Source organism: Streptomyces sp. ADI95-17 (assembly GCF_003846175.1).
GTDB lineage: Bacteria > Actinomycetota > Actinomycetes > Streptomycetales > Streptomycetaceae > Streptomyces > Streptomyces sanglieri.
Window position 1 is genome coordinate 127255 of record NZ_ML123057.1, and the last position, 22973, is coordinate 150227.

21 protein-coding genes and 4 pseudogenes are annotated in these 22973 nt (G+C 68.2%); 10 read left to right on the forward strand and 15 right to left on the reverse strand.

The window, feature by feature from the left end:
• Positions 1-3 precede the first annotated feature (3 nt).
• A complete protein-coding gene (locus tag EES42_RS43720; protein WP_241196986.1) occupies positions 4-1305 on the reverse strand; it encodes an MFS transporter in 1302 nt (433 codons plus the stop codon).
• Positions 1306-1902: 597 nt separating this feature from the next.
• On the opposite strand from EES42_RS43720, the gene EES42_RS43725 reads away from it, so the two are divergent.
• Positions 1903-2913 (forward strand): recombinase family protein, encoded by a 1011-nt coding sequence (locus EES42_RS43725; RefSeq protein WP_124723739.1) that lies wholly within the window; start codon positions 1903-1905, stop codon positions 2911-2913.
• Positions 2914-3126: 213 nt separating this feature from the next.
• Here EES42_RS43725 and EES42_RS43730 read toward each other — a convergent pair.
• Positions 3127-3484, reverse strand: a pseudogene (locus tag EES42_RS43730) (helix-turn-helix transcriptional regulator).
• 66 nt (positions 3485-3550) lie between these two features.
• On the opposite strand from EES42_RS43730, the gene map reads away from it, so the two are divergent.
• Positions 3551-4333 (forward strand): type I methionyl aminopeptidase, encoded by a 783-nt coding sequence (map, locus tag EES42_RS43735; protein ID WP_124723740.1) that lies wholly within the window; start codon positions 3551-3553, stop codon positions 4331-4333.
• A gap of 231 nt (positions 4334-4564) precedes the next feature.
• On the opposite strand, the gene EES42_RS43740 is transcribed toward map, so the two are convergent.
• Positions 4565-5788 carry an SDR family NAD(P)-dependent oxidoreductase gene (locus EES42_RS43740; RefSeq protein ID WP_206433978.1) on the reverse strand — a complete coding sequence of 408 codons (1224 nt, stop codon included), beginning with the start codon at positions 5786-5788 and terminating at the stop codon, positions 4565-4567.
• Between the two features lie 9 nt (positions 5789-5797).
• Here EES42_RS43740 and EES42_RS45490 point away from each other — a divergent pair, with 9 nt between their 5' ends.
• Together EES42_RS45490 and EES42_RS43745 are read left to right on the forward strand one after the other, a co-directional pair.
• On the forward strand, positions 5798-6301 hold the full coding sequence (locus EES42_RS45490; RefSeq protein ID WP_164495599.1) for a TetR/AcrR family transcriptional regulator: 504 nt from the start codon (positions 5798-5800) through the stop codon (positions 6299-6301).
• Between the two features lie 567 nt (positions 6302-6868).
• Positions 6869-7018: pseudogene (locus tag EES42_RS43745) on the forward strand (transposase); the annotation flags it as partial.
• A gap of 49 nt (positions 7019-7067) precedes the next feature.
• Here EES42_RS43745 and EES42_RS43750 read toward each other — a convergent pair.
• Entirely contained in the window at positions 7068-8492 is a 1425-nt protein-coding gene (locus EES42_RS43750; RefSeq protein WP_124723742.1) for an FG-GAP repeat domain-containing protein, read from the reverse strand.
• 1133 nt (positions 8493-9625) lie between these two features.
• Positions 9626-10312, reverse strand: a complete 687-nt coding sequence (locus EES42_RS43755) for a hypothetical protein (RefSeq protein ID WP_124723743.1) — start codon at positions 10310-10312, stop codon at positions 9626-9628.
• Positions 10313-10547: 235 nt separating this feature from the next.
• Between EES42_RS43755 and EES42_RS47120 the strand changes: the two are divergent.
• Positions 10548-10949 (forward strand): annotated as a pseudogene (locus EES42_RS47120) (zinc-binding dehydrogenase); the annotation flags it as partial.
• Between the two features lie 49 nt (positions 10950-10998).
• Here EES42_RS47120 and EES42_RS43765 read toward each other — a convergent pair.
• Positions 10999-11685 (reverse strand): DUF4232 domain-containing protein, encoded by a 687-nt coding sequence (locus tag EES42_RS43765; protein WP_164495604.1) that lies wholly within the window; start codon positions 11683-11685, stop codon positions 10999-11001.
• 1114 nt (positions 11686-12799) lie between these two features.
• On the opposite strand from EES42_RS43765, the gene EES42_RS43775 reads away from it, so the two are divergent.
• On the forward strand, positions 12800-13000 hold the full coding sequence (locus EES42_RS43775; RefSeq protein ID WP_124723745.1) for a hypothetical protein: 201 nt from the start codon (positions 12800-12802) through the stop codon (positions 12998-13000).
• A gap of 42 nt (positions 13001-13042) precedes the next feature.
• On the opposite strand, the gene EES42_RS43780 is transcribed toward EES42_RS43775, so the two are convergent.
• The 5 genes from EES42_RS43780 to EES42_RS43800 all read right to left on the reverse strand — a co-directional run bounded on the left by EES42_RS43780 (position 13043) and on the right by EES42_RS43800 (position 16555).
• Positions 13043-13270: a hypothetical protein gene (locus EES42_RS43780; RefSeq protein WP_124723746.1), complete on the reverse strand. Its 228-nt coding sequence runs from the start codon at positions 13268-13270 to the stop codon at positions 13043-13045.
• A gap of 1088 nt (positions 13271-14358) precedes the next feature.
• A complete protein-coding gene (locus EES42_RS45880; RefSeq protein ID WP_206433980.1) occupies positions 14359-14649 on the reverse strand; it encodes a hypothetical protein in 291 nt (96 codons plus the stop codon).
• A 137-nt stretch (positions 14650-14786) separates the two neighbouring features.
• The gene (locus tag EES42_RS43790; protein WP_124723747.1) at positions 14787-15392 is read right to left on the reverse strand and encodes a dihydrofolate reductase family protein; all 606 of its coding nucleotides are present in this window, start codon (positions 15390-15392) and stop codon (positions 14787-14789) included.
• A 107-nt stretch (positions 15393-15499) separates the two neighbouring features.
• The gene (locus EES42_RS43795) at positions 15500-15733 is read right to left on the reverse strand and encodes a hypothetical protein (protein WP_241196987.1); all 234 of its coding nucleotides are present in this window, start codon (positions 15731-15733) and stop codon (positions 15500-15502) included.
• 246 nt (positions 15734-15979) lie between these two features.
• A complete protein-coding gene (locus tag EES42_RS43800) occupies positions 15980-16555 on the reverse strand; it encodes a TetR/AcrR family transcriptional regulator C-terminal domain-containing protein (protein WP_124723748.1) in 576 nt (191 codons plus the stop codon).
• 71 nt (positions 16556-16626) lie between these two features.
• On the opposite strand from EES42_RS43800, the gene EES42_RS43805 reads away from it, so the two are divergent.
• A complete protein-coding gene (locus EES42_RS43805) occupies positions 16627-17877 on the forward strand; it encodes an FAD-dependent monooxygenase (RefSeq protein WP_124723749.1) in 1251 nt (416 codons plus the stop codon).
• 849 nt (positions 17878-18726) lie between these two features.
• On the opposite strand, the gene EES42_RS43810 is transcribed toward EES42_RS43805, so the two are convergent.
• On the reverse strand, positions 18727-19818 hold the full coding sequence (locus EES42_RS43810) for a glutamate--cysteine ligase 2 (RefSeq protein WP_124723750.1): 1092 nt from the start codon (positions 19816-19818) through the stop codon (positions 18727-18729).
• Between the two features lie 328 nt (positions 19819-20146).
• Here EES42_RS43810 and EES42_RS47125 point away from each other — a divergent pair, with 328 nt between their 5' ends.
• On the forward strand, positions 20147-20407 hold the full coding sequence (locus EES42_RS47125; protein WP_241196988.1) for a helicase associated domain-containing protein: 261 nt from the start codon (positions 20147-20149) through the stop codon (positions 20405-20407).
• 192 nt (positions 20408-20599) lie between these two features.
• On the opposite strand, the gene EES42_RS45500 is transcribed toward EES42_RS47125, so the two are convergent.
• Both EES42_RS45500 and EES42_RS47130 read right to left on the reverse strand, forming a co-directional pair.
• Positions 20600-20992, reverse strand: coding sequence for a hypothetical protein (locus EES42_RS45500; RefSeq protein ID WP_164495577.1), 393 nt, complete (start codon positions 20990-20992; stop codon positions 20600-20602).
• Positions 20993-21105: 113 nt separating this feature from the next.
• Positions 21106-21471 (reverse strand): helix-turn-helix domain-containing protein, encoded by a 366-nt coding sequence (locus EES42_RS47130; RefSeq protein WP_323138625.1) that lies wholly within the window; start codon positions 21469-21471, stop codon positions 21106-21108.
• 340 nt (positions 21472-21811) lie between these two features.
• On the opposite strand from EES42_RS47130, the gene EES42_RS43825 reads away from it, so the two are divergent.
• The gene (locus tag EES42_RS43825; protein WP_124723751.1) at positions 21812-22165 is read left to right on the forward strand and encodes an antibiotic biosynthesis monooxygenase family protein; all 354 of its coding nucleotides are present in this window, start codon (positions 21812-21814) and stop codon (positions 22163-22165) included.
• Positions 22166-22243: 78 nt separating this feature from the next.
• Entirely contained in the window at positions 22244-22528 is a 285-nt protein-coding gene (locus tag EES42_RS43830; protein WP_164495601.1) for a DsbA family protein, read from the forward strand.
• A gap of 260 nt (positions 22529-22788) precedes the next feature.
• On the opposite strand, the pseudogene EES42_RS47800 reads toward EES42_RS43830, so the two are convergent.
• Positions 22789-22965: pseudogene (locus EES42_RS47800) on the reverse strand (hypothetical protein); the annotation flags it as partial.
• Positions 22966-22973 lie beyond the last annotated feature (8 nt).

Consider the following 22973-nt stretch of genomic DNA (forward strand, 5'->3'; position numbering starts at 1 on the left):
TGACTACACGCGTTTCGTCCCCGAATCCTGCGGCAGCGAGTCCTCCGTCCTGTCGTGGGGAGAACCAGTACGGTCCATCTGCCTCCAGGCCGGGAAGATCACCGGACACAGCGTGGCGAGGAGATACGCACCACCAACCGCCAGCAGCGAGAAGGGCAGGCCGACCGAGTCCACGAGGAAGCCCGCGGCCAGTCCGCCCAGCGGAGTGACCAGCTGGACCGAGGCCGTTGTCGCGCTCAGCACGCGGCTGCGTAGTTCCTCCGGCACCGTCTCATACGTCACGGTGGCCATGATGGGGTTGAGTACGCCGAAGGCGAGACCCTCTACCGCCATGGTCAGGGCCAGCGGGGTGAAGGTGTCGGTGAAGGCGGCCACCACGAAGCGCGGCAGGCCCCCGATGAGAAAGGCGATCGTGAACACGGGCCACCGCCGAAAGCGGCTGCCCACCACCCCATAGACCAGCGCCCCCGTGAGAGCGCAGATCCCGAACGCCGCGTTCAGCAGACCGAGATCGACGGCACCATCAAGCTCCTCACGGGCATGCACGGGCAGGAGCACGGCGCTCCATCCCTGGTCGAGGCCCCTGGTGACCAGCGTCATCAGGCACAGGCCCAGCAGCAGCGGCGTGGCCGCCAGGAAGCGATAGCCTTCCGCGAGTTCACGACGGTAGGCCCGCAGCGACGTCGGCTCGGCCCGTCGTTGGGGCTGTGCCTCGGGCAGGCCGCGCACTCCGAACGCGAACAGTGGCGCGGCCACGGCGAAGGTCGCGGCATCTACCAACAGGACGTTCTCGGCTCCGAGTACGGCGATCAGCGCACCTCCGAGAGCGGATGCCGTCAGCGCCGCACAGCGTGCCGCACCGTCGTACAGCCCGGCGGCCCTGGTCAGCGGCATTCCTGCGCGTTCGGCGAGCGTGGGCAACAGGACGCCGCGAGCGGTTCCACCCGGCGCACGGAACAGCCCTGTCAGCGCCATCAGCACGCACAGCATCCAGAACTGCAGGATGTCGGCGAACTGCAGCAGCGGGATCGCCGCAACCGCGATCCCGCAGGCGAGATCCGAGGCGACGCTCACCCGCCGTCGGCCCATCCGGTCGATGACCGGACCGCTGACGAGCGCAGCGAACACTGCGGGCAGCAATGTGCAGAACGCCACGATCCCGGCCTTGGCGGCACTGCCCGTGCTCTGCAGCACGAACCACGGCACGCCCATGTACGTGAGGCAATTCCCTGCGATCGAAACGAGGTTGGCGGCAAGAACTGTTGCCAGAGGACGGCGATCAACCGTCCCGAAGTCTTCGGACACTACGGTGGTCTCCCATAAGGGGAAGCGCCCACCGTGAAGGAAGCAGGTCAGCCGGTGGGCGAAGCGAAGTGGTCAGCGTCTGGCGCGCATGGCGAGGCGCACCGCGATGCGGTGTTCACAAGCAGCGCCTCCAACACTTCGCCGGGATGACCACCCGGCACCACCACGCATTGTGACGTCGGGCACCGGCCCTCCGCAACGACGATCCGTTGCAATGGGTGAGTTCACACAGGTAATTGATCGAGTTGCGCCCATGAGGACAGATCTGCTGACCATCTGGATCTCGGAGCGCCGTGCTTCAACACGCTAGGAAGAAAAACACCTACTCGGTGAGCGGGCGCGAGCACGGCGCGGTCGCTGATGCGCGGCTCCTCATTGCGAAGCTCGAACAGATGGCCGCGACATCGGCCGTCCACCCGTGGTGATCTTCCCCGACCATGAGCAAGAGCCACTCTCACAAACGGCCCTTTGCCGGAGCAAGATCGAAAGCAGGTCGCCAAACCCCCGTTGATCTTGGATGGGTTCGCAGAACACGTTCTCACTCAAAAGCGGGACGGACCCCCTTCTGAGACTTGCGTTGTGCGAAAATCCGGGCCTATGACGGACCCTCAGCAGCCCTCCCCGGCCGACCGGTCGGACGCCGACGACATCGAACAGCACACCTGCCCGAAGTGTGATGCACAGCCCGGCTCGCCGTGCCGCTCGCGCGGCGGCGCGGTCGCCTCCGCCTACCACACCCGCCGCTTCACCCAGGTGCCCCGGCTGAAGAAGGCGCTGCGCGTGCCCACCCCGACCGACCGCAGCCCGGGCCGCCCGTGGCGCCCGGGCACCCCGCCGCCGGCGCCGATCGACCCGGACCTGCCGAGCGCGGACATCCGCATCGGCTACGCGAGGTGCTCGACGCTCGGGCAGGAACTCGACTCCCAGCTCGACGCGCTCAGTAAGCACGGCATCCTTCGGGACAAGATCTTCAGCGAGAAGATCAGCACCCGGGTACGAGTCCGCCCCCGGTTCGAGGAGGCGTTGCGGACCGCGCGCGAGGTCAAGGCACACGCCCCGCACTGCCGCGTCATCTTCACCGTGTACGAGATGAAGCGCCTCGGCCGCGACGCCGCCGAACTCACCGCGTTGGCTGACCACCTCACCGCCCACGGCCTGATCCTGGAGATGCTCGCCGGGCCGCTGCCCGGCATCTACGACCCCACCGGGCCCGGCAAGCTGCTGTTCGCCTTCTTCGCCGCGATGGCGGAGACCGAGCGGGAGAACATCCGGGAGTCGACGCTGGAGGGGCTCGACACTGCGGCCCGCAAGGGCAAGCACGGCGGCCGGCCGCCGGTGATCACCGACGACATGCTGCACACCGTGCTCCGCCGCCGGACGAATGGCGAATCGGTCGAGCAGATCCAGCCCGACCTGGTCATCCACACCGGCAAGCGCAAGGGCCAGAATCCCTCGGTCGCGAGCATCTACCGGGCGCTCGCCGAGAACGCCAAGCGCGAGGCGTACCCGGAAGCCGTCGAGGCCGCGCACGCCGGCTTCGCCGCCCTCCAGGCAGCCGACGAAGTCCCCGGACCCCGCCTCGCTCTCCCTGATCGAGCGGCACTCTGATCACAGAGAGCTACTTGTCACTTCGCGGCAGCTTCGGGAGAACAGGGCCTCAGAGAGGGGTCGGCGAAGGCACCGAGACACCCGCCCCGGCCCCCTTACTGGGGCGCGCTCGCCTCGGAATCACCTTTTCGACGCCGGTCTCTCTTGACGAACTACACGATCTTTTAGGCGACTTGATTCTACCTGCCCTTGTTCCCAGGAGGTGAGCCATGTCTACCTCGCGGTGATGTTGGAGGCGGGTCGGCCGGTTTCCCAGATGTTGACTGCGGCGCCGCCTCCGGAGCCTGGCTCCGCGCGTATCAGCCAGCGACGACCCGAAGACGCACCCCCAACCTTCTCTCTTCGCCGCCTCCAGCCCGTATCAGAGAGGCCGAGGACATCGGCGATCGCCGCGATGGTCGGGAGGGCAGGGGTGGGCACGCGGCCTGACTCGATCTTCCGGAGGGTCTCCGGTGGGACACGTGCACCGAGCGCGGTTTCGAGCATCGAGCGCTTTTCCCTGGCCCGACGCAGGAGGGCACCAACGCTGTCCGCGTTCGACCTCTGCGGGAGTATCCGACGCCCTGACCATGACCTCAATTCAAGTACCGGTATAGTAATGACGGTATAGTTATTGGTTGCATGAGAAGGGCGCCGCATGATCGAGATCCTCAACCCCACTCTGCTGGCCCGGGCAAAAACCACCGGCGCCCTGGTCGGTGACATCCTGCAGAGGCTGAAGAGCCGTAGCACGATCGGCACGAACCTTCTGGACATCGACCGGTGGGCCGAGAAAATGATCGTCGAGGCGGGAGCGTCGTCCTGTTACGTCGACTACGCGCCGTCCTTCGGACGCGGCCCGTTCGGCCACTACATCTGCACGGCCGTCAACGACGCCGTGCTCCACGGGCGGCCATACGACTACGCGCTCGCCGACGGCGATCTGCTGACCCTCGACCTCGCCGTCTCCAAAGGCGGAGTCGCCGCGGACGCTGCCATCAGCTTCATCGTGGGCAACACAAAGCCCCCGGAGAGCGTCGCGATGATCAGCGCGACCGAACGCGCGCTGGCCGCAGGGATCGCCGCCGCCGGCCCCGGGGCTCGTGTCGGCGACATCTCCCATGCCATCGGCACGGTCCTCAGTGAGGCGGGGTACCCGATCAACACCGAGTTCGGAGGTCATGGCATCGGATCAACGATGCACCAGGACCCGCACGTTGCGAACACCGGACGGCCTGGCCGTGGATACAAACTGCGCCCTGGGCTGCTGCTGGCACTGGAGCCATGGGTCATGGCGGACACCGCTCAGCTCGTCACTGACGCCGACGGGTGGACGCTCCGAAGTGCGACGGGCTGTCGGACAGCACACAGCGAGCACACGATCGCTATCACCGACGACGGAGCCGAAATCCTCACCTTGCCGAAGCAAGCGCAGCCGTGAGGTCGCAGCCCCCGTGTTTCCGGGATCCCGGCGCCGTCGAGGACGAAGAGGGCTGAAAGGCCTCGGCGTCGATCGACGCCGAGGCCCTGTGGTGCCCAGGAAGCGGCCCGCGCGGCAATGCCACCCCGACGCGCGTCCGTCAGCTAGAACAGCGCATCAGCGCGGGTGGTGAGGCAGTCGCGGGTGTGCCGGACTTCGCGCAGGGCCGGGTATGCGGGCCGGGCGTCCGCGTCACCGGCCGGCAGGTCGGTTTCGGCGGTGCAGGGCAGGCGGAGACAGGCGCAGAGGACGTGGGTGAAGATTTGCACCGCGTACCCCAATGCCGGGCACCGGCGCCTCGCTGACATGTTCGAGGCGGCCGTCGGCGAGCCAGAGGACCTGGACCTTGTCGACGCCCAGGTCGGCGGTCGCGAGGAACCGGCCCCGCGGATCGAAGACGACGGCGTGGGGATGGTTCGACTCCTGGCGTGCGTGCGGGCCGCTGCCGGTGTTCCGCACCGTGTGACTCGCAGGGCCGAGTCGCCCGTCCTCGTGGACCGGGAGCACGGCGTACTCACCGCCGTAGTGGCTCGCGACCACCACGTGCTGTCCGTCCGGGGCGACCGCGAGATGGGCGCAGCCACGTAGGCGTACACCGTTGGGACTGCCACGTGCTGTCTCCCTATCCTGCCGGCCGGGCGGACCCTGATTCGTCGCCTTGGCGGGGGTGGGCATCAGGGCGTTCCACAGGGCGGTGGCCTTGCCTCGGTTGCGGGCGGTCAGCTCTTCCAGGTACCAGTCCTGGCCGAGGAGCTGTTTCACGCGCGGGATGGCCTCGCCGTCGGGGCCGCTGTAGTAGTGGACCTTCTTGGTGTCGCCGTCGGTGACCATGCGGAACATCACCTCGGCGGTGAGGGCCGGGTCGGAGCGGACCAGGTTCAGCGAGGCGAAGGCGTTCCAGGAGGCGGTGTACTCCTGTGGGACGTTCTCGGCGCGGTCGACCTTGCTGAAGATCTTGGTCTCGTGGCTGCCGGGGTGCAGCGCCTTGACCTGGACGCCGAACTCGGCCAGTTCCGCGTGCAAGCCCTCGCTGAGCGAGGCGACGGCGGCCTTCGACGCCTGGTACACCGAGGTGTACGGGAATCCCGCGTCGGCGCTGATGGAGCTGACGTTGACGATGACGCCTGAGCGCTGCTTGCGGAAGATCGGGATGACCGTCTTGTTCAGTGCGATCAGCCCGAAGACGTTGGTCTGGAACTGCCGGTGGGCCTGGTCCATCGTGGTCGCTTCCAGTGGGCCGCCCTGGAAATAGCCAGCGTTGTTGATCAGCGCGTCCAGGCGGCCGAACTGGGACAGCGCGAGATCACCGAAGCCCAGGTCGGCGTCCTCGTCGTCGACGTCCAGCAGGAGCGTCCTGACGTTGTCCAGCTCGGCGTGCGCGCCCAGGTCCGATTCCTTGCGGACGCCGGCGTCCACAAATCGGCCGTGCTGCGCTACTTCGCCTCCCGCGAAGCAGTCTTCCTCCTGCTCACAGCAGACGGCTGGCAGGACTGGGCCAGCGCCGTCGAGGAGACCCTGAAAGCCCCGGCGGGCCCTCCGGCGGTCGCGGCCGCACTCGCCGCTTCGCTCGCCGAACGCCCCCTGTTCTGCGACCTGCTTGCCCACTCCCAGCTCAGCCTGGAACGCGGGGTGACCCAGGAACAGGTCCGCGCCTTCAAACTCACCACCCTCGACGCCGTCGACCGCATCTCCCACGCCCTGACCGTCGCCTTGCCCTGGCTGACCCGCGGGCAGGCGGTCGACGTGATCGCCGGGACCACCGCGATGGCGGCACAGCAGTGGCAGACCTCGAACCCGCCGGAAGCCCTGGCCCGGCTGTATGCCGAGGACCGGCTCTTCGCCCATGTGGCTTCCGAGTTCACCCCCCGGCTCGCCCGGCTCGTGACACTGCTCCTGTCCGGGGCGGCTGCTTCGCGCAGCGATCCGTAGAAGCCCCGGAATCCCTTACGGCCACTGCTGTCCCACTCGCACCGGCGTACCGCTGGTGTCGAGGTCCGTGCTGTACGGGGAGGAATCAACTGCGCACAGCTTCACACGCGCCCGCGTCACCGGACACACCGATGTACGCACGGTCCACGCAGTACAGGCCAGGACCGCCGGGCTGGGTGCGGGGCTGTTCGTCGGGGTTCTCATGGCGTAGCGGTCAGGCAGCTTGGCCGTAGCCGCCCGGGGCGGGCGGGGCGTCGCCGCGCAGCGGGCTGTAGGTGGCGAGCCGGAGGCAGGCGCCGCAGCAGCGGCGTGGAGGTGACGGCGCCCTCGCGCACGAAGACCGCCACCCGCATCAGGTGCCGCATCCCGGCACCTCCACCGAAGAGACGACACAACACCTCGTCCCTGCCGCCGAAACACCGCGCCTACACCTGACCAGCGGAAACGTACCCTTCACTCTCGGAAAGACAACGGCTTCTCAGGCCGTGTCCTATGTGGGGTCGGGTCGCTGGTCAGGTCATGGGGCGGGGTACATGGAGTTGGACCGTTCCGGACGGGCCGTGAGAGATCGCCGAGCCGCTGATCCCGCCGTCGAGAGTGCGTCCGCGGGGTGGCGGGACGCAGGACACGCCTGATGAGACGCTGTTCGCGGCAATCGTCTACGTGCTGGTCAGCGGGTGCGCCTGGCGGGCGTTGCCGCCGTGCTTCGGGATATCGACGGTCTGGTAGCCCCGTAGCCCGTGCCGGGCGGCGGCGGTCAGCAGTTTCAGTGGCCGAAGCCGGAGCCAAAGCTGTCCCCCGGCGCTGGCTTCAGTCCCAGATCCGCGGGCCCGATGAGCATCGGCCTGGATGTGCTGATGCCGGAAGGGCCGCCTCGCAGAATCCTGACCTTGTCGTCGGCCCCGCTCGTGTGCGACGTGCTGACCGCCAGTTCGGCCGCGCCGTCGCCATTCAGATCCTGGATCGCCAGCCGGGGCCACACCGGGAGGCCGGAAATACTCTTCGCGTTCGTGCCCGTCAGGCCCTTCGGTCCGCCGCGCAGCACCAGGGTCACGGATTTGTCGCCCTTGAGCGGGGCGCTGAACGCGACGTCGGCGTAACCGTCGCCGTTCACGTCACCCGTCGTCGGCGCGTATCCGAAGTTGCAGTAGGAGGAGACCAGTTCGCCTGGCAGCCCCGGTGTCTTCTCGTTGATCGTCGTGGGCTTCAGGCCGGTGCTCCACCCGCTCTTTCCGCCGTACGCGACCATCAGCCGGCTGCCGCCCTCGGGCGTGGCTTCGTCGCCGATGATCTCGCAGGTGAGGCTGACGATCACATCGGCGAAGCCGTCCTTGTTCACGTCGGACGTGAGGGTGGTCGAGCCGTACATGTCCTTGCCTCGCGCGTCCTTGAGGCGCGGCCCCTTCTTCAGTACGCCGTTGGCCGCTCCGCGGTACACGAGGGTGGCGCGGGGGGTCGGGATCTCGTCCGCGAACACGTGCGACCAGGTGACCACCAGATCGTCCTTGCCGTCGCCGTTCACGTCGCCGACGCCGGTGGGCCGGGCGGTGTAGTACGACGGCTTGTCGGGGGTGAGGTCGAGCGTCTTCGTGCGGACCGGCTTGCCCGTCCGGGTGAACGGGCCGAACCGGACCGTCGCCTTGGAGTCCGCGCTCCGGCTCGTCACGAGGTCGGCGTGGCCGTCGCCGTCGAAGTCGCCGACGACCGGCGTGGCGCCGCTGAGCTTGGCTGCTCCGGAGAGCTTCTTCTTTCCGCCCCAGACCACGAAGACCGTATTGCCGCCGGCCTGCGTGATGAGGTCGCTGCGGCCGTCGCCGTCGAGGTCGGCCGAGGTGGCACCGCTGCCGAGGCGGCCGCCGGCGCCCGCCTTGCCGAGGCCGAGGCTGTCCTGGGTGATCACCTGGTGGCGCCGGGTGTCGGGTCCGGCAGCTGAGCCGTGCACCACGGCCGCGTAGCCGGCGGCGTACTTGCCGTTGACCGTGGCCGAGGTGTCGGTGATGACCAGATCCTCCTTCCCGTCGCCGTCGAAGTCGGCATGAGCCCCGGCGGTGTCGGGGTCGGCCGCGGGCCGCTTCGTGGCTGCGGCGGTCTGCGTCATGCTCGGTATGACGGTGGAATCGGGGACGGCTGCGGGGGCCCCGCAGGCGGCTACCGCAGCCAGGGCCAGGGTGGAGACAAGTCGTTTCTGCATGCGGAGTTGGACCGGAGCCACCCCCGAATGGTTGTGCGGGCGGCCAGGCAGGCCGTACGACGGTACCCGCGCCGGTAGGGGGCACAGCCAGCCTGCCGTCGGTCCGTTCGGGGACCGGCGCGGGCCACAGACCCTCGGCGCCCGGTTCCGACGCCACCCTCTTCCGCAGTCGGCGGTCCCGCCGCCACTGCCCGGCACGACACACCGACCACCAGGACCAGGACCACGACAGCGAGGACGTCCTGGAGGACGGAGACTGGGCGGTGGTGCTGAGCAGGGCTGCGGCCGGGGTCCTGCTGTTCCGTGAGGAACGCGACCCGGCCGTGCTCGCCCAGTTCGTGCGGCCCTTGGGAGGGCATCCCATCGAGGTGCGGGCGAAAAACGCCCGCGCGGCAGCCCGTAGGGCGTGGCAGAACGAGGAGCTCCGCGCGGCCGGCCGCCCCGTCCCTTCAGCGGCCGGAGCGATGATCGAGGCCCGGCGGGACGAGCCGGACGCGATCGATCCGGACTGGTGCCCGGTATGGGACACCGGGCTACCGCCTCGTCCAGAACCACGTCCAAGCCTGCGGCACACTCCTGGAGGCCGCGGGTGACGTCGTCGTCCAGGGCGAAGACCTCGGCCGGTGGGTAAAAGCGCAGCGGTTCGGGTGGGAACAGCTCCTGCCCGTACAGCGGTGGATCCTGGAGAACGCCCTCGGGCTCCGGGCAGCCGGGGAGGAGCAGCGGCCGGTGAAGCAGACGCAGGATACGAAGTGGGCGGCCAAGCTGGCAGCAGCCCGGCAGTTCCACGCCGTGAGGGACACCTGCGAGTGCCCGGGAAGCACATTGAACAGAGTTGGACGGGGAGGCGGTCCCGACAGGCCCTCAGGACGGCGCTGTCGGGCCTGTGGTGGTCATGCTCGGCGCGTGGCTCGACAAACGTCCGCAAACGCGCTGGGAAGCTCCCCAAGCAATGCCGTGCGGACCTTGATGCCCTCGGGATGCGTTGGTGGACGGCCGAGGATTCTGCTGTCAGGCCTCCGGCGCTGGCCAGGACGGAAGGTCAGAAACAGGCACATCGGAATCGGAGCGGCCACCGGAACCGAGGGTCCGCGGCGGGGACGGCGGCGTCGCTGGGCTGGAACCGAGCACGCCTATCTGATCTTCGCGGCGATGGTCTGGACGAACTCAGGGAGCACATCGTCCCGCCAGACGAAAGGTGCTGAGGCTGACGCACCCTTGAAAGTCACGCTCGTCTGCCCGCCTACGGCGAACAGCAGCGGGCCTTTGCGGCAAGTCCAACTGCCCTCCTTGACCCCCGCGATGACACAGTGATTCGCACCCTTGGCACCCTGGTTGGTATTGGTTCCTGACCCGACACGATCGTCGTAGCTGACAATCAGCTTGGGGTCGGCCACGGCCTCGATGCGGAACCAGAACTGGGTAGCGGCGTAGGTCTCGCCCGGAAGGCGCATGCTGTAGAGGCACTGACCAGACTCGGACCTGTCACTCTCTTTCCACGAGGAGTCCGCAGCGAAGTCCTTGATCGACAAGGCGTTGATCGGGCGGCTCTCCTGTTCGATGTCCTTGGCGCCAGGGAAGATCGCCTTGATCTCCCCCTGGTCCACGAACGAGCACGCATCCGGCCACTGATTCGCGGCCAGGATTGCCCCACCCTTGAGCGCAGGAAAGTTGATCCTCGCATCTCGGGGCGCGGCCTTGCCTATCGCAACATCACCCTTGGACGACATGTTTGTAGCGACCAGGAGCGTCAGCAGGACGACATTTGAGATCAGCAGGATGCCCATCAGGGTGAGCACCGTAGCTCTGTTCTTCCGCATGGCGGCCGATTCTTCCCGAGGAGAGAGCTGATCGTCGACCGCATCCGTTACACCGAGGTACCCCGCTGCCGGGAGATCCCGGACACAGCCGCAGAGCAAGACCGGCCATCGGTTCCCGTTGAAGCCAAGGGCCAGAGCCGCCGGACGGGGCTGAATCCCCCTGCGGCCCGGGGTGCTCGCGCGCCCCGAGTTCCGCTTCGCTCTGCGCGGCCGCCCCGCGTCTCACCTGCGCTGCAGCGTGGCCGAGTACGTCTCGGTCCGGCCGCGCCGGATCGCGTACGCCCCCGGGAGCGTCACCCTGGCTGAGGCTGTCTCACTGCCCGCTGACGGCACCACTTCGCTCACCGCCCTGCGACAGCCGGTCTGCGGGCGGGGGAACGCCTGCTCGTGCGTGAGGCGTCCGGCGGTGTCGCCGTCCAGCTCGGCAAGGCCTTCGGTGCACATGTCGCCGGTCTCGCGAGCCGCGAAGAGCCTCGCATCCGAAGCACAACCTGTTCGCCGGAGTGGCCGCGTACGTGGAACGAGGCGATCCACGTCCCGTCGTGACACGGTTCATCCGCTGTCGGAAATCGCCGCCGCCCACCGCATCTTGGAGGCGGGTGGGGTGCGGGGCAAGCACGTGATTCAACTGGTGTGACACGGCTTTCCGCGTGTGCGTTCCCGCTGCGCGGTCATGGGCCGGACCATCAGATGATGCGCGGGATGACCTCGTTGCGCTTGGTGGACCAGTTGGTGACGATCGGCTTGTCCACGGTGGGCGCGTCGGGGAGCTCGACCTCGGCGGGGTTGGGGTCGTCCTCGCTGGTGGCGATGGTAACGAACTCGAACTGCGTGCCGCCTTCGCCCTCGGTGGTCTTGACGTTGATACCGGCGTACGCGACGGAGGAACCGGAGAGCTTGATGGGGTCTTCACCGCCCTGCCCGACGGGCGAGGCGACGCCGTCGGCGCGGGAGCCGAAGGAGACGCTCGGGGTGTTGACGTCCAGGTAGCAGGTGATGCCGGACTTGGCCTTGGCGGTGACGAGGTAGTAGCTGATCGGCTGGGCTTCCCAGGTAACCGTGAAGTCCAGGTCGTTGGTGCCGCAGGACTGCCCGTAGCCGCTCTTGTCGCCGTTGCTGGACTCGCTCTTGTCACGGGTGCCGCCGCTGGTGGAGCTGTTGGCGGACAGGCTGTTGCCGACCTTGGCGCTGCCGTCGGAGGGGGCCTCGCTCTTGCCGCCCTCGGCGGAGGAGGAAGCGGCGGAGGGCACCGCGGAGGCGCCGGTCTCCGTGGCGTCCGCGGTGCCACAGGCGGTGGTGGTGGCGGCGAGGGCTGTCACAGCGGCGGCGGCCAGGACGAGACGGGTCGAACGGGCGGCGAGACGCGAGCGCATCATGATCTCCAACGGTGTCGTTTGCGGTGCTTCCTGCTGACAACGACGACGTTAGGGCCGAGTCGATCCTGAAATGATTGCGCGATTGTCCAGGTTCTGTTTCAGCGATTCCGTTCCAGAACGGAGGTGCTGAGTTTGCGCCAAATACCAGCTCACGGGGCTTGTTCGGGGCCGGAAACCAGAATTGAGGCATCGAAGGACCGGCCGGCTTCGCGATGTGCGCCCCGTCCACCACTCCTGGGAACATACGGGTGCGTCTCGTCTCCCAACTGCCCACCGAGGCCCGGTGCGCGCCGATGGCGGCAGGTCCCGCAGGGACCTGCGATGGTCGGGGCGGTGGTCGGGCCGCAGCCCGGCCTTTCCTGTGACACCGGACCTTGACCGTTTGCCGCTGAAGGTTGATCGATGGTCCGCATGCACGGGCACGAGGATCAACTCCAGATCCTGAAGTGGCTTGGCAACGCGAACAAATTGGCTTCCGTCGGGATCTGGACCCCTGAGAGCCGCCAACCCCTCGAACAGGGCCCTGACTTTCTCCCAGCCTGGGCCAGGGGAGAAATACATCAAGAAGAACGGCTGATCGCATCCGCGCTCGGTGAGCTCCCCGATCAGGGTGTCACCCTGCATGAGCCGCCACTCTGTCATCAGCGCTCCATCCACCGTGGATCCCACTCAAGATCGCGATCCTTGCACGCGCGCACCGCATCAGAAAGCCGCCCATCTCAAGGCCGCAACAAGCGCCCAACTGGCGCAGAGACAATCAGCCACGGTGGTGCGTCATTACAGCCCGGCCAGGCCTCGATCACCTCGTGTACCGGAGCGGTGCCCGCGTTCCGGTCCGGGCGTGGTCATGGTCCGTAGTCCTCGCGAAGAGCGCCGTGGCGCACAACGCGAGCGCACTCTGCAAAGCTCGCGAGGCCGGTGTCCGGATGGTCGAAGTGGCGGAGGCTCGCCATCGTTGACCACATCCGTCCCCGTGTCATCGCTCATGCCAGACCCAACGACGAGCCGCGGCAGTAGCCACCAGCTGCTGACCGAAATCGCCTTGACACCCCGCCCGGCGGCAGAGGGTTGCGGAAGCCTGTCCGCCTCGACGTTGGGCATCATCAGGCTCATGCCGACTTACGTGCCTTCTCCTGATGAAGTGACCGCCGCGCAGACCCCCGACGGCGGCTGGACGAGGAAGCAGCTTGCGGAGTGGGGTGTTCCCTGGCCCCCGCCACAGGGCTGGCGCAAGCACCTGAAAGCAAAGTGGGAGGGCAAGGACCTCCCACCGCTACAGCGCCAGGAACCCGACCAGGACTCCCTGTTCTGATGGTCGCGCCGTACCAATTCACCACCCCATCGCTGAGGAATGTCAGGCGGGGTGGTGGGGCAGTTCCTCGTCGGCGTGGCCGCCGGTTCCGAGGGTCCGCCGCGGGGACGGGGGTTCAGCCGGGCGCGCGCCGAGTACGCCTCGGGCTCGCAGGTCGTCGAGGTCGGAAAGGCGCTCTCCGGGGAGAGTGTCGAGCAGGTCGGCCTGGGCGGCGCGGATGCTGGGCGCGGGGGCCTGGGGGCCTGCGCCAAGGGATCGGCGGACGGTCACGCCGGTCATCGTACGGGCGGGCGGCAGCAGAGGGCGTGTGGGGTCCCGTGGTCGGGCTGGCCGCGGGCCGGCCCGACCGGGGCCGGCTTCTGCTCGCAGGGGGCGGCGGCCTCGGACCGAATGGCCCGGACGGGTGTGGGCTTGTACTCGTGTTCCATCCGCGGAGGTTTGCTGGAGCTACCCAAGTGGCGTGCACGCGTGGGCGTCAAGGTGGCCATTTGATGCGGTCCGCGCTCAGCCGCGCGGGCCCCGGGGCACGGCCAACAGGGGGGCGGGCGTGTCGGACCAGACTTCTATAGGGAGTGGGAGCATTTGCCCGAATGGCATTGGTCAGAGCGAGCTGGACGCCGCGTGCGCACACAACATCCTCGCCACCGTAGGCCCCACCACCCCACGACGCGCTCTGCGCCCCCATCCAGGCCGCCACCACCTGGCCCGGAAGATGACCCCACCGCCCCGTGCCACACCAAACCGGCACCACCGGGGCCGCGGCGGTGCATCTACGGGGCGGCCTCGTACTTCACGGCGGTGTCGGAACAGTCCTTGGCCAGGGTCTCCAGCCCGGCACGTTCCTTGCCGTCCGCGCGTCGCGAGCGGCCATGGCGGGCGACCCGCGAAGGACCACTGGGCCGTGGAGCGCCCTGGCGGTCGCGCCCTCGGCGGGGCCGGCCGGCCGGCGCCGGTACCGACGCTCATGCCGTCCCGGTCACCAGCTGACCGGTAGTTCGGCCACGCCGCCGAGCTGGACGGCGTCCGTGTCGGTGTCGGGGCCGGTCACAGGGCGGCTCCCCGGTCGCTGAGGATCTCCACGTCAAGGCGACGCGCGGCCATCCAGTGGGTGAGCCGGGGCAGGACCGGCGCCGAGCTGTGTGCCCTGGCTGTGACCTTCAGAGCTTCACAGCGTCGAATCTTCAGCAGTAGATGACGCGTGGTCTCTCGTCGGCGGCTGTCGCCGGCGGATCGGTGGCCTACTCGTGATCCGTGCAGAGGTGGGCGGTGAGGGCCGCGCAGGCACACTCTTGCCAGGCCTCGGGGGACCAGCCCCGGTCGCGGACAAAGATCAGGTACAGCTCTGGGCTGAGCAGCCCCTACAGCAGGTCGGCGGCGCGGGCGGTATGGACGTCGGGGCAGGCGTCGGGCTTGGAGGTCAGTGCCTTCGCTGCGGCGTGCTGGACGGTGTAGCACGGGTCGGGGCCGGCGGGCCACTGCGCGGCGATCTCCGGGTCCGTGGCCGCCGCAGCGGCGATCAGCGACATGAGCGGCCCAGCCTGGAGCCGCGCCCGGCCCTGAGCAGCCTCCACCTCCCGCAGGGCACTGCTCGCGGCCTCGACCGCCGGCACGCCCTGGCGCGATTCCCCATCAGCGGTGTTCTGCCGCATGCCGTTCAAAAGCCGGGCCCGGGCGGGCGTACGTGGCTGACCTGCGACGGCTCGGAGCCGGGTGGGCCGGGCGCCCTGACGTTGGCCGCCCGCCGGCGTCGGCCTGGCGGCCGTCCGGACCGGCGGACGGGTCGTCGTCACGCAGGGACGCCGAGCGGCGGGTGCTCAAGCACGCGGGGCTTGTACTCGACCAGCTGGATACGGCCGTCGAAGGTCCGGTGCTCGATCATCTCAAGGGCAACGTCCGGATAGCCGTCGTAGATGCGTTCTTCGCCCGTGGCCCCGGTGATCACCGGGAACATCACGACCCGGAAGCGGTCGACGAGTCCGGCTCGCAGCAGGGACCGGCACAGGCTGAGGCTGCCGATCGTGCTGAGGAGCCCCGAGCCACTCGACTTCATGGCGCGGACCGCCTCGACAGCGTCGTCGCAGACGAGCGTGGAGTTGGCCCATGCCAGTGGCTCCTTGAGAGAGGAGGAGAACACCACCTTGGAAGCCTGCGTGAGCTCGTCGACGGACGCCTCCTCCTCGGGCCTGAACTCGTCTTGGCCATCCGGGACCCCGCCTGCGGCGAAGCCCGACATCAGGCGGTAGGTGTTCGCTCCCATCAGGTAGGTGGCCTTGGGCTGCTCGCCGAGCCATGCGAGGTACTCCGGGCCCTCAAGGCCCCAGAACCCGGGCCATCCCTCTCCCGAGGCGTGGCCGTCGAGGGAGGTGATGAAGTCGACGAGAAGCTCCGACATGGCGATGTCCTTTCCTGGGGTGTCACGAGCTTGGACCGGCCGGGAGCCACAAACTCATCGGCCGCGCTGTGCAGTAACGAGAAAACGGCCCGGGCCAACCGAAACGCTCAGTCACAGTCGGCGGCGCGCAGTCTGTCGTAGGTCGGCTCGCGCTGGAGGTCACCGGCGGCGAGGGTCTGCACCATGAACTTCCCGGTGCGAGGGTGGCGGGTGGTGACGCCCATCGCCGAGAACGCACCGTCGTGGATGCGCAGGGCGAGGCAGTCGGTGTGGAGGACGCCGAGCACGTCGAGGGTGTGGCCGGTGCCGCGTGCGAGGCGGAACATCTCGGAGCTGTGCACGGTGCCACCGGGCCGGGCGCAGTCGAGGAGCGCGCGGAACTTCGGCCGCTGGAGCGGTGGAGGCGGCTGGAGGTGCCCGGGGCCTCCTCGAAGACGGCGGGATCCTCGATCCCGTCTCGGCCAGAACGAGGTTCTGGTCGACTGCTGGTCGGTTGCTGGGTCAAGACCCGTTTGTAGACCAGATTCGCCGCTCGTGGGCCCCTTCCGTACGGAGGTATGGCCCCTATCTGTCGTCAAACCCTGTCATCAATCACCAATCGCGGTGCGGTGCACCAGGCCGTCCAAGATGAGGGTCAGGCCGGCCTCGAATGCCGACTCATGGTCGATCACGGGCATGCCCGCCGGTGAATCTGAGCCGTCGCCGGAGTCAGCTTCCGCCTGCTCCTCCAGGACACTGCCGACCGTGAAACGACTGGCGGTCAGCATCGCCATCTGCGCTTCCCGCTCAGGTACTCCGGAGGTGATCAGGAAATCCATCTTGCGGCGGATCCGGTCGAGGTCGCCGGCAGGGGTGCTGCCCGCGTGGAGGCGTGCGCCGTCCCGGCGCATCAGCAGGGTGCGCCGGAAGCTTCGCGTGTTGTCCAGGAACCAGTCGCGCCAGTCGTCGTCGGGCATGGGCAGCGGGGCGGCCGCATGCGGTGCCATCGCCGACTCCGCCATGGCGGCGAGGAGGTCCTTCTTGGTGCGGAAGTACCAATAGAGCGAGGGCTGCTCGACACCCAGCCGCTTCGCCAGCCGCCGCGTACTGACCGTGTCCAGCCCGACCTCATCGAGCAGGTCGAGCGCTTCGGAGACGACGATCTCCCGGTTCACCTTGGTCACGTTGACAAATCTATCACTGATAGAGACGCTGGAGAGGAATCATTCATTGATAGATTTTTGGGGTGGTGGGCATGGCCTACGGATCGGGAGCGCGCCCCCTGCGGGTTCTTGTTGCCGGCGGCGGGATAGCAGGCCAGGCGCTGGCTTTCTGGCTCACGCGGGGCGGCCACAGCGTGACCGTCGCCGAACGCTTTCCGGCGCTGAGGGCCTCCGGGGCACAGGTCGACCTCCGCGGGCAGGGCATCGAGGCCGTCGAGCGGATGGGGCTTCTGGACGCCGTCCGCGGCAAGCTGGTGGACGAGGCGGGTGTCGCCTTCGTCGACGCGCGCGGCAGGGCCAAGGCGACGATCATGGCCAACACCTCCGGCCGCGGCCGGCAGAGCCTCACGTCCGAGTACGAGATCATGCGCGGTGACCTGGTGAGCATCCTGCACGACGCCACCAAGGACGACACCGAGTACGTCTTCGGCGTGAGCGTGGACGGCTTCGAACAGGACGGACAGAAGGTCATCGCGCACTTCTCCGACGGCTCCTCCGGCGAGTTCGACCTCCTGGTCGGCGCGGACGGGCAGGGATCGCGCACCCGTCGGACGATCCTCCCCGCGGACTTCGACCCGTACTGGCGGGTCGGCATCCACATGGCCTACTGGTTCATTCCGCGCACAGCGTCCGACAGCAACATCCGGGACACCTACATGATCCCGGGCGGCCGTCAGGTCATGCGCCGCAGCCACAACCCGACCGAGGCTCAGGTGTACTTCGTGATGCGGGAGGAGTCCGAGGAGGCCTCGGCGATCCACCGGAAACCCGTCGAGCGCCAGCGGGAGTTCTGGGCGAGCAGGTTCCGCGACGCGGGCTGGCAGACGAAGCGCTTCATCGACGGCATGCGGACGAGCCCCTTCTTCTACTCCCAGGAGATCGTCCAGGTCCGAACCGACACCTGGTCCAAGGGCCGCGTGGTCCTCGTCGGCGACGCCGCCCACTGTGCCTCCCCCTACAGCGGCATGGGCATCTCCGGCGGTCTGGTGGGCGCCTACGTCCTGGCCGGCGAGATCAACCGGCACCCGGGCGACCTGCCGACCGCACTGGCGAACTACGACAGCGTGCTGCGGCCCTTCGTCGACGGGATCCAGGGGGAAGTGAATCCGAGTCTCCTGCGCATGGGCATGCCGATGACCCAGCGTGCGATCGACGCCTTCCAGGCCGCCACCGCGCTGGCCTGCTTCCTGCACGTTCCCGATCTCGCCGCGCGCTTTTCGAAGAAGGACCGCGACGGCAACTGGCGGCTCCCCGAGAACCCGGCGCCGATCAGCGCCGTCTGAAAGCGGCCGGACATCGGGGGCCGACAGTCGTTGCGAGTAGCACGGCAAGAAGGAAGGCGCTGGCCCACAGAGTGATCAGCGCCTTGCCGACTCTCGACGCCCATTCCTGCCTGCAGTCGTCATCGTCTTCGTCCGTGTGCGGGTCGCGTAGCTGTCGTCGCGTAGCTGTCGCAGTCCCGGCGCGGCAGGTCGGGTGAAGGGTGGAGACAGGCGGGCGAGGAGTTCGTCGGTGACGGGGAAACCGTCAGCGGCGACCTGCTTGACGGCGGCGTCGACGTAGAGGCTGTTGAAGAGCACTACGGAATTGAGGGCGGGCGCCGAGTTGGTCCTCCATACCCTCGCGGTAGTGCTGGCACAGTTCGCCTCGATGCCCGAGAAAGAATCTACCGGGCGAGCCGGTGGCGAGCCTCGGTTGAGCTGGGCGCCGGTCATCCGCCGGTACCCCTCGTCGGGGGGCTGGTGGCGAGGAAGGCCCAGGAGGACGGCGCCGAGATCCGCCGGATCATCACCCTGGCGACCCCCAACCACGGAACCGGATGCTGCTGGTCTCCTATCACCCACCACTGGGCGGCGTGCCAGGACATGTGGCGCGACACCCTGCTCGGCACAGAGAGCGATTTCCTGAAGGACTTGAACGCGAAGGCACGCGTCACCGCTGACACCGTCCTGACCTACGCGACCGGGACCAGCGACGGGCAGGTGGCCGCCGACAGCGTGCACGCTCACCTCTCCGACGCAGTCACAGGACCACACCGTCGGCCCCTCCCCCACTCGTCGAGGCGCGCACGCTCCCAGGGAGAAACAGCGCGTCAGGGCCGGAGCGCCGGCTCCGGAGCGGCAAGTCGACGCTCAGCCACGTGTCCTGGACACGCACTCGGCCACTGCGTCACGAAGACTTCCGGTGCGAGCGAGCAGTTCCCGTTGGGTCTGCGCCCCGTTTCCCCGCTCCAGGACGTCCATGAGCGCCTTCTCGGCCGAGGCGAAGTCGTGACTGTCCTCCAGCGCACTACGAACATGCGCGAGCAGGGCCCCGACGACGTCGGCCGCGGGCTCGGGGCGCATGGTGCGGGGGTGGAGCAGTTGCCCCTCCAGTCCCGACCGGCCGGCCTGCCAGGCAGCCATGCGCAGGACACCGACTCCCACCGGGTCCGGCGGATCGCCGGCACGCCACTCGCGTGCCGCGGTCTCGACGAGGCCGCGGACGAGTGTGGCGAGCAGCACGGTGTCGGCCGGGTCCAGGCACACGTCCGCCACTCTGATCTCGACCGTCGGGTACCGGTGCGAAAGCCGCGCGTCGAAATAGATCATTCCTTCGTCGCGCAGGACTCCCGTGTCGATGAGTGCCTGGACCTCTTCGTGGTAGCGCTCCGCGGAGCCGAAGATCTCGGCCGGTCCGGCGGATGGCCAGCGCCCCCAGACCGTGCTCCGGTAACTGCTGTACGTGGTGTCGCGGCCTTGCCAGAACGGCGAATTGGCGCTCAGGGCCAGCAGGACCGGCAACCAGGTTCGTACGCGGTCCAGCACACCGACGCCCTCCTCGTCCGAGGCCACGGAAACGTGCACGTGGCATCCACACGTCAGCTGTTCCTGTACGGTCTGGCCAAACTTTTCAGCCAGCCAGCTGTACCGCTCCCCCTCACCGATCGATGGGCTGACCGGCAGGGGAGCCGTCCCGAGGGCCACCACAGCTGCCCCGGTCCGGGCGGCACTCTCTGCGGCCTCGGTTCGCCGGCGGCGGATTTCGCCGGCGAGTTCGCGCATGTCACTGCGCGGTTCGGTGGCGAATTCCAGTTGCTGATGATGAAGCTCCGGCTCGAAGGCCGAGTCCCCCTCCGAGCAGCGTTCCGCGACGGCCAGCACGGCCGTCGAAAGCGCCCGGGGCTCGCCGCTCTCTGTGTCGACGAGCAGCAGTTCCTCTTCAACACCAACAGTCCGGACCATCGGATCCTTCCAGCGGACGCCCTCAGGCGCCTGTCATGTGTCGTGCGCGGTGTTGCCTTGCCGCGCGACTGGATGCGACGTCGATGGTCGGTGTCGCATCGGTGCCCTGCCTGACACGCCGGGCGGCAGGCTGCTTCCGCATCCTCCAGAACCACGTCCGGGTCGGCGGCACGCTATCCACGGCTGCGGGTGACGTCGTCGTCCAGGGCGAAGACCCCGGACGCTGTGTGAGTGTGCGGCGGTTCGGGTGGGAGCAGCTGGTGCCTGCGCAGCAGTGGTTCCTGGAGAACATCCTGGGGATCGGGGCGCCGGGGAGGAGGAGCGGCCGGTGAAGCAGACGCGGGATACGAAGTGGGCGGCCAATCTGGCAGCAGCAGGGCCGTTCCACGCGTGTGGAGGACACCTGCGAGTGGCTCGCAAGCACGCTGGGCGCCTGGAGTCGGCTGATGCGCTGTCGGGCCGTCGGAACGGTACTGACGGGCCCGTGTTGGTCAAGCTCGGCACGTGGCTCGACAGCGTTCGCAAACGCGTCGCGAAGCTCCCCGAGCAGCGGCGGGCCGACCTCGATCAGCTCGGGATGCGCTGGTAGGCGGGCATGGTGGGGCGGTGGTCCGGGCGGTTGCTTCGTCGTGGCGGTGATGCGGTGTCGGGGCGGGTGTGTGGGGCCGCCGTTCTTCTTCGTGCCGGGGCTGGAGCGGCGGGGTGGGGCTGTTCGCGGTTACGGGTGTGCGGTGTGGAGGGCTCGTCCGTGTGGACGGGCCCTCCGTGGGGCCGGGTCGGGTCAGAGCACGGCGACGTAGAACGCGGTTGCCGCGCCACTGGCGCTGGCGTTGTAGGTGGCCACCTGGACGCCCTTGCCGTTCGCGCAGCCGCCGGCGATGGCGCGGAGGGTGTAGCCGATGCCGTCGCGGGGGGTGGCCGTGACGATGGCGCGGGACAGGTCGACGTCGGTGTTGCTGATCTTCACGCAGTAGACGTGGCCCGACTTGGTGACTTCCGAGACGCCCTTGGAGTGGACAACCGAGCCGTCGGCCTTGACCAGTGCTCCGGCCTGGGCGTATGGGGCCTGGGAGCTTGAGGTGGCCGCGATCGCCATCCCGCCGGCCACGGCCAGACCTGTCACGCACAGCCCCGCGACCGTAAGTCCGGCTGCCCGCATCTTCTTCGTACGCATGGTTGTGTCCTTCTCCGGAGTTTGCCACAAACAGAACGAAGCGAACGTAACAACAAGGGCTATCCATAAGGTGCATGACGCATCATCAGTGGATAACTCGGATCTTACGTAGGTCATATGGGAAGGCTGGGCCATCCAGGGCGAAGACCTCGGACGCAGAGCCAGCCTGGCCTCCACCAGGTCGCGCAGAGCGGGCCGTTGGGCGAGTTTGGCCTGCTGGGGCGGCGCCCGCGCTCGCAGGCGGCTGCATCGGCCGACGCGGCTCGGTAGCGATCCCGGCCGCCGTTGCGGGCGATCTCGCGGGAGACGGTCGAAGGCGATCTGCCCAGCCGCTTGGCCAGCTGCCGGGCCGATTCTCCGGCGACCATCCCGCGGGACATCTCCTCGCGCTCGCTGCCGCTCAGATCCCGCTCCGATCGTGTCCGAGGGGAGAGACGGACGCCGCCGCCCTGGTACAGGAAGCGACAGGCGTGCCGCATCGGTGCCCCGAGTGCCCGTCCGATCAAGCTGAACGACCGCCCCTCGCGCCAGCGTCTCCAGATCTCATCCTGCTGAGCCGGCGAAAACCCGTAGTCACGCACCTGCGCCTCCACGATTACATGATCATCCGTGGGTGGTGCGTTGATCACTTGAGGGTGCCGTCGTTTGCCGACACTCGGGTGTGCTCGGTGGCGGGCAGTCAGGCTACGCGACCAAGCAATCCGAGCGTCCGGAGCGGTTTGGACATGGATCGCTTGACCTCAAGCCATGTTGAGGTTCCAGACTTCCGCCCAGGGGGCTACTCGTCCCGGCCGATGCGCCGGCAGCAAGGAGAACAGCATGAATACTGACCGCGGTTTCTACTCGATCATCGACTACACCGTCGACGGCCGTGAGACTCAGGCCGAGCTGGTGAAGGTCTTCGCCGAGATCCAGGATCAGTGGGTGAGCTTCTACCCTGGCTATTGCTCGGCCCGATTCCATGTGAGCACGGACGGCACCCGCGTCTACAACATCGTGCACTGGGCGAGCGAGGCTGACTACCGCGATTTCGTCGCGAGCTCCGACACCGAGGGCCGGATGGCGGCCATTGAGAAAGCACTGGAAGGGCTCGTCGGCAAGGTCGAACCCCGCATGGCCGGAGTACCCACCTACACGGTCGTGCGTGAAGTGGGACCGCGGACGCGTGACTAGTTCCGGTCGCAGCTCCGGATTGCGTCGCCTCCGGGCAAGAGACTCACTCAGCGACCGCCGACGAGAGGGAGGAAGTCGGTGAGGGTCGAGGTTTTCGGGGATGTGCTCTGTCCGTGGTTCTACATAGGGAAGAGGCGCATCGAAGCGACCGCGAGCCAGGTCACCGCAGCAGGCCGAGTGCAGATCGTATGGCGAAGTTATGAACTTGATCCGGGTGCAGGGCGAATCCTCGGCCCGACGCCGGCCGAGGCGATGTCGACGTGGTGGGGAGTGAAAGCGCCGGAGCGGATCGCCCAAATCCAGACGGAAGGCAGACTCGAAGGGCTGGAGCTCAACCTGCATGCTGCGCGTCCGGTGAGTTGAGCGCCGCGCCGCGGCACTGGGTATCACCAGCGTCCCTTCGGTAGTCATTGATGGCGGCCCCCCCTGCCTCGGGGACTCAGCCGTCGGCTCGGCTCCGTCTGCTGCTGGAAGAGGCACTGTCTCTGCCCGACCAACAGGCCGTCCCATAGGACCGCGCGCAACCCCGCCCATGCGCACGAAGGGACTGGCCGGCCGTGGGAGGCGGGGGCATTTCGGCCGGCGGTCATCGTCAGCTCTGGCAGGCGGCCTAGAGTAGGGCTGATCAGTCCGCGGGCTTCGAGGCGGCCGAGCTGGTAGGCGACGGAGCTGGTGCTGGACAGGCCGACCCGCTCGCCGATCTGCCGGACGGACGGGCTCTCAACGGTCTCGGCGATCCAGTCCCCGATCGTCGCCAGGATCGCCTCCTGCCGGGAGGACAGGGCATCGGGCCGGGTCATGCCGCACG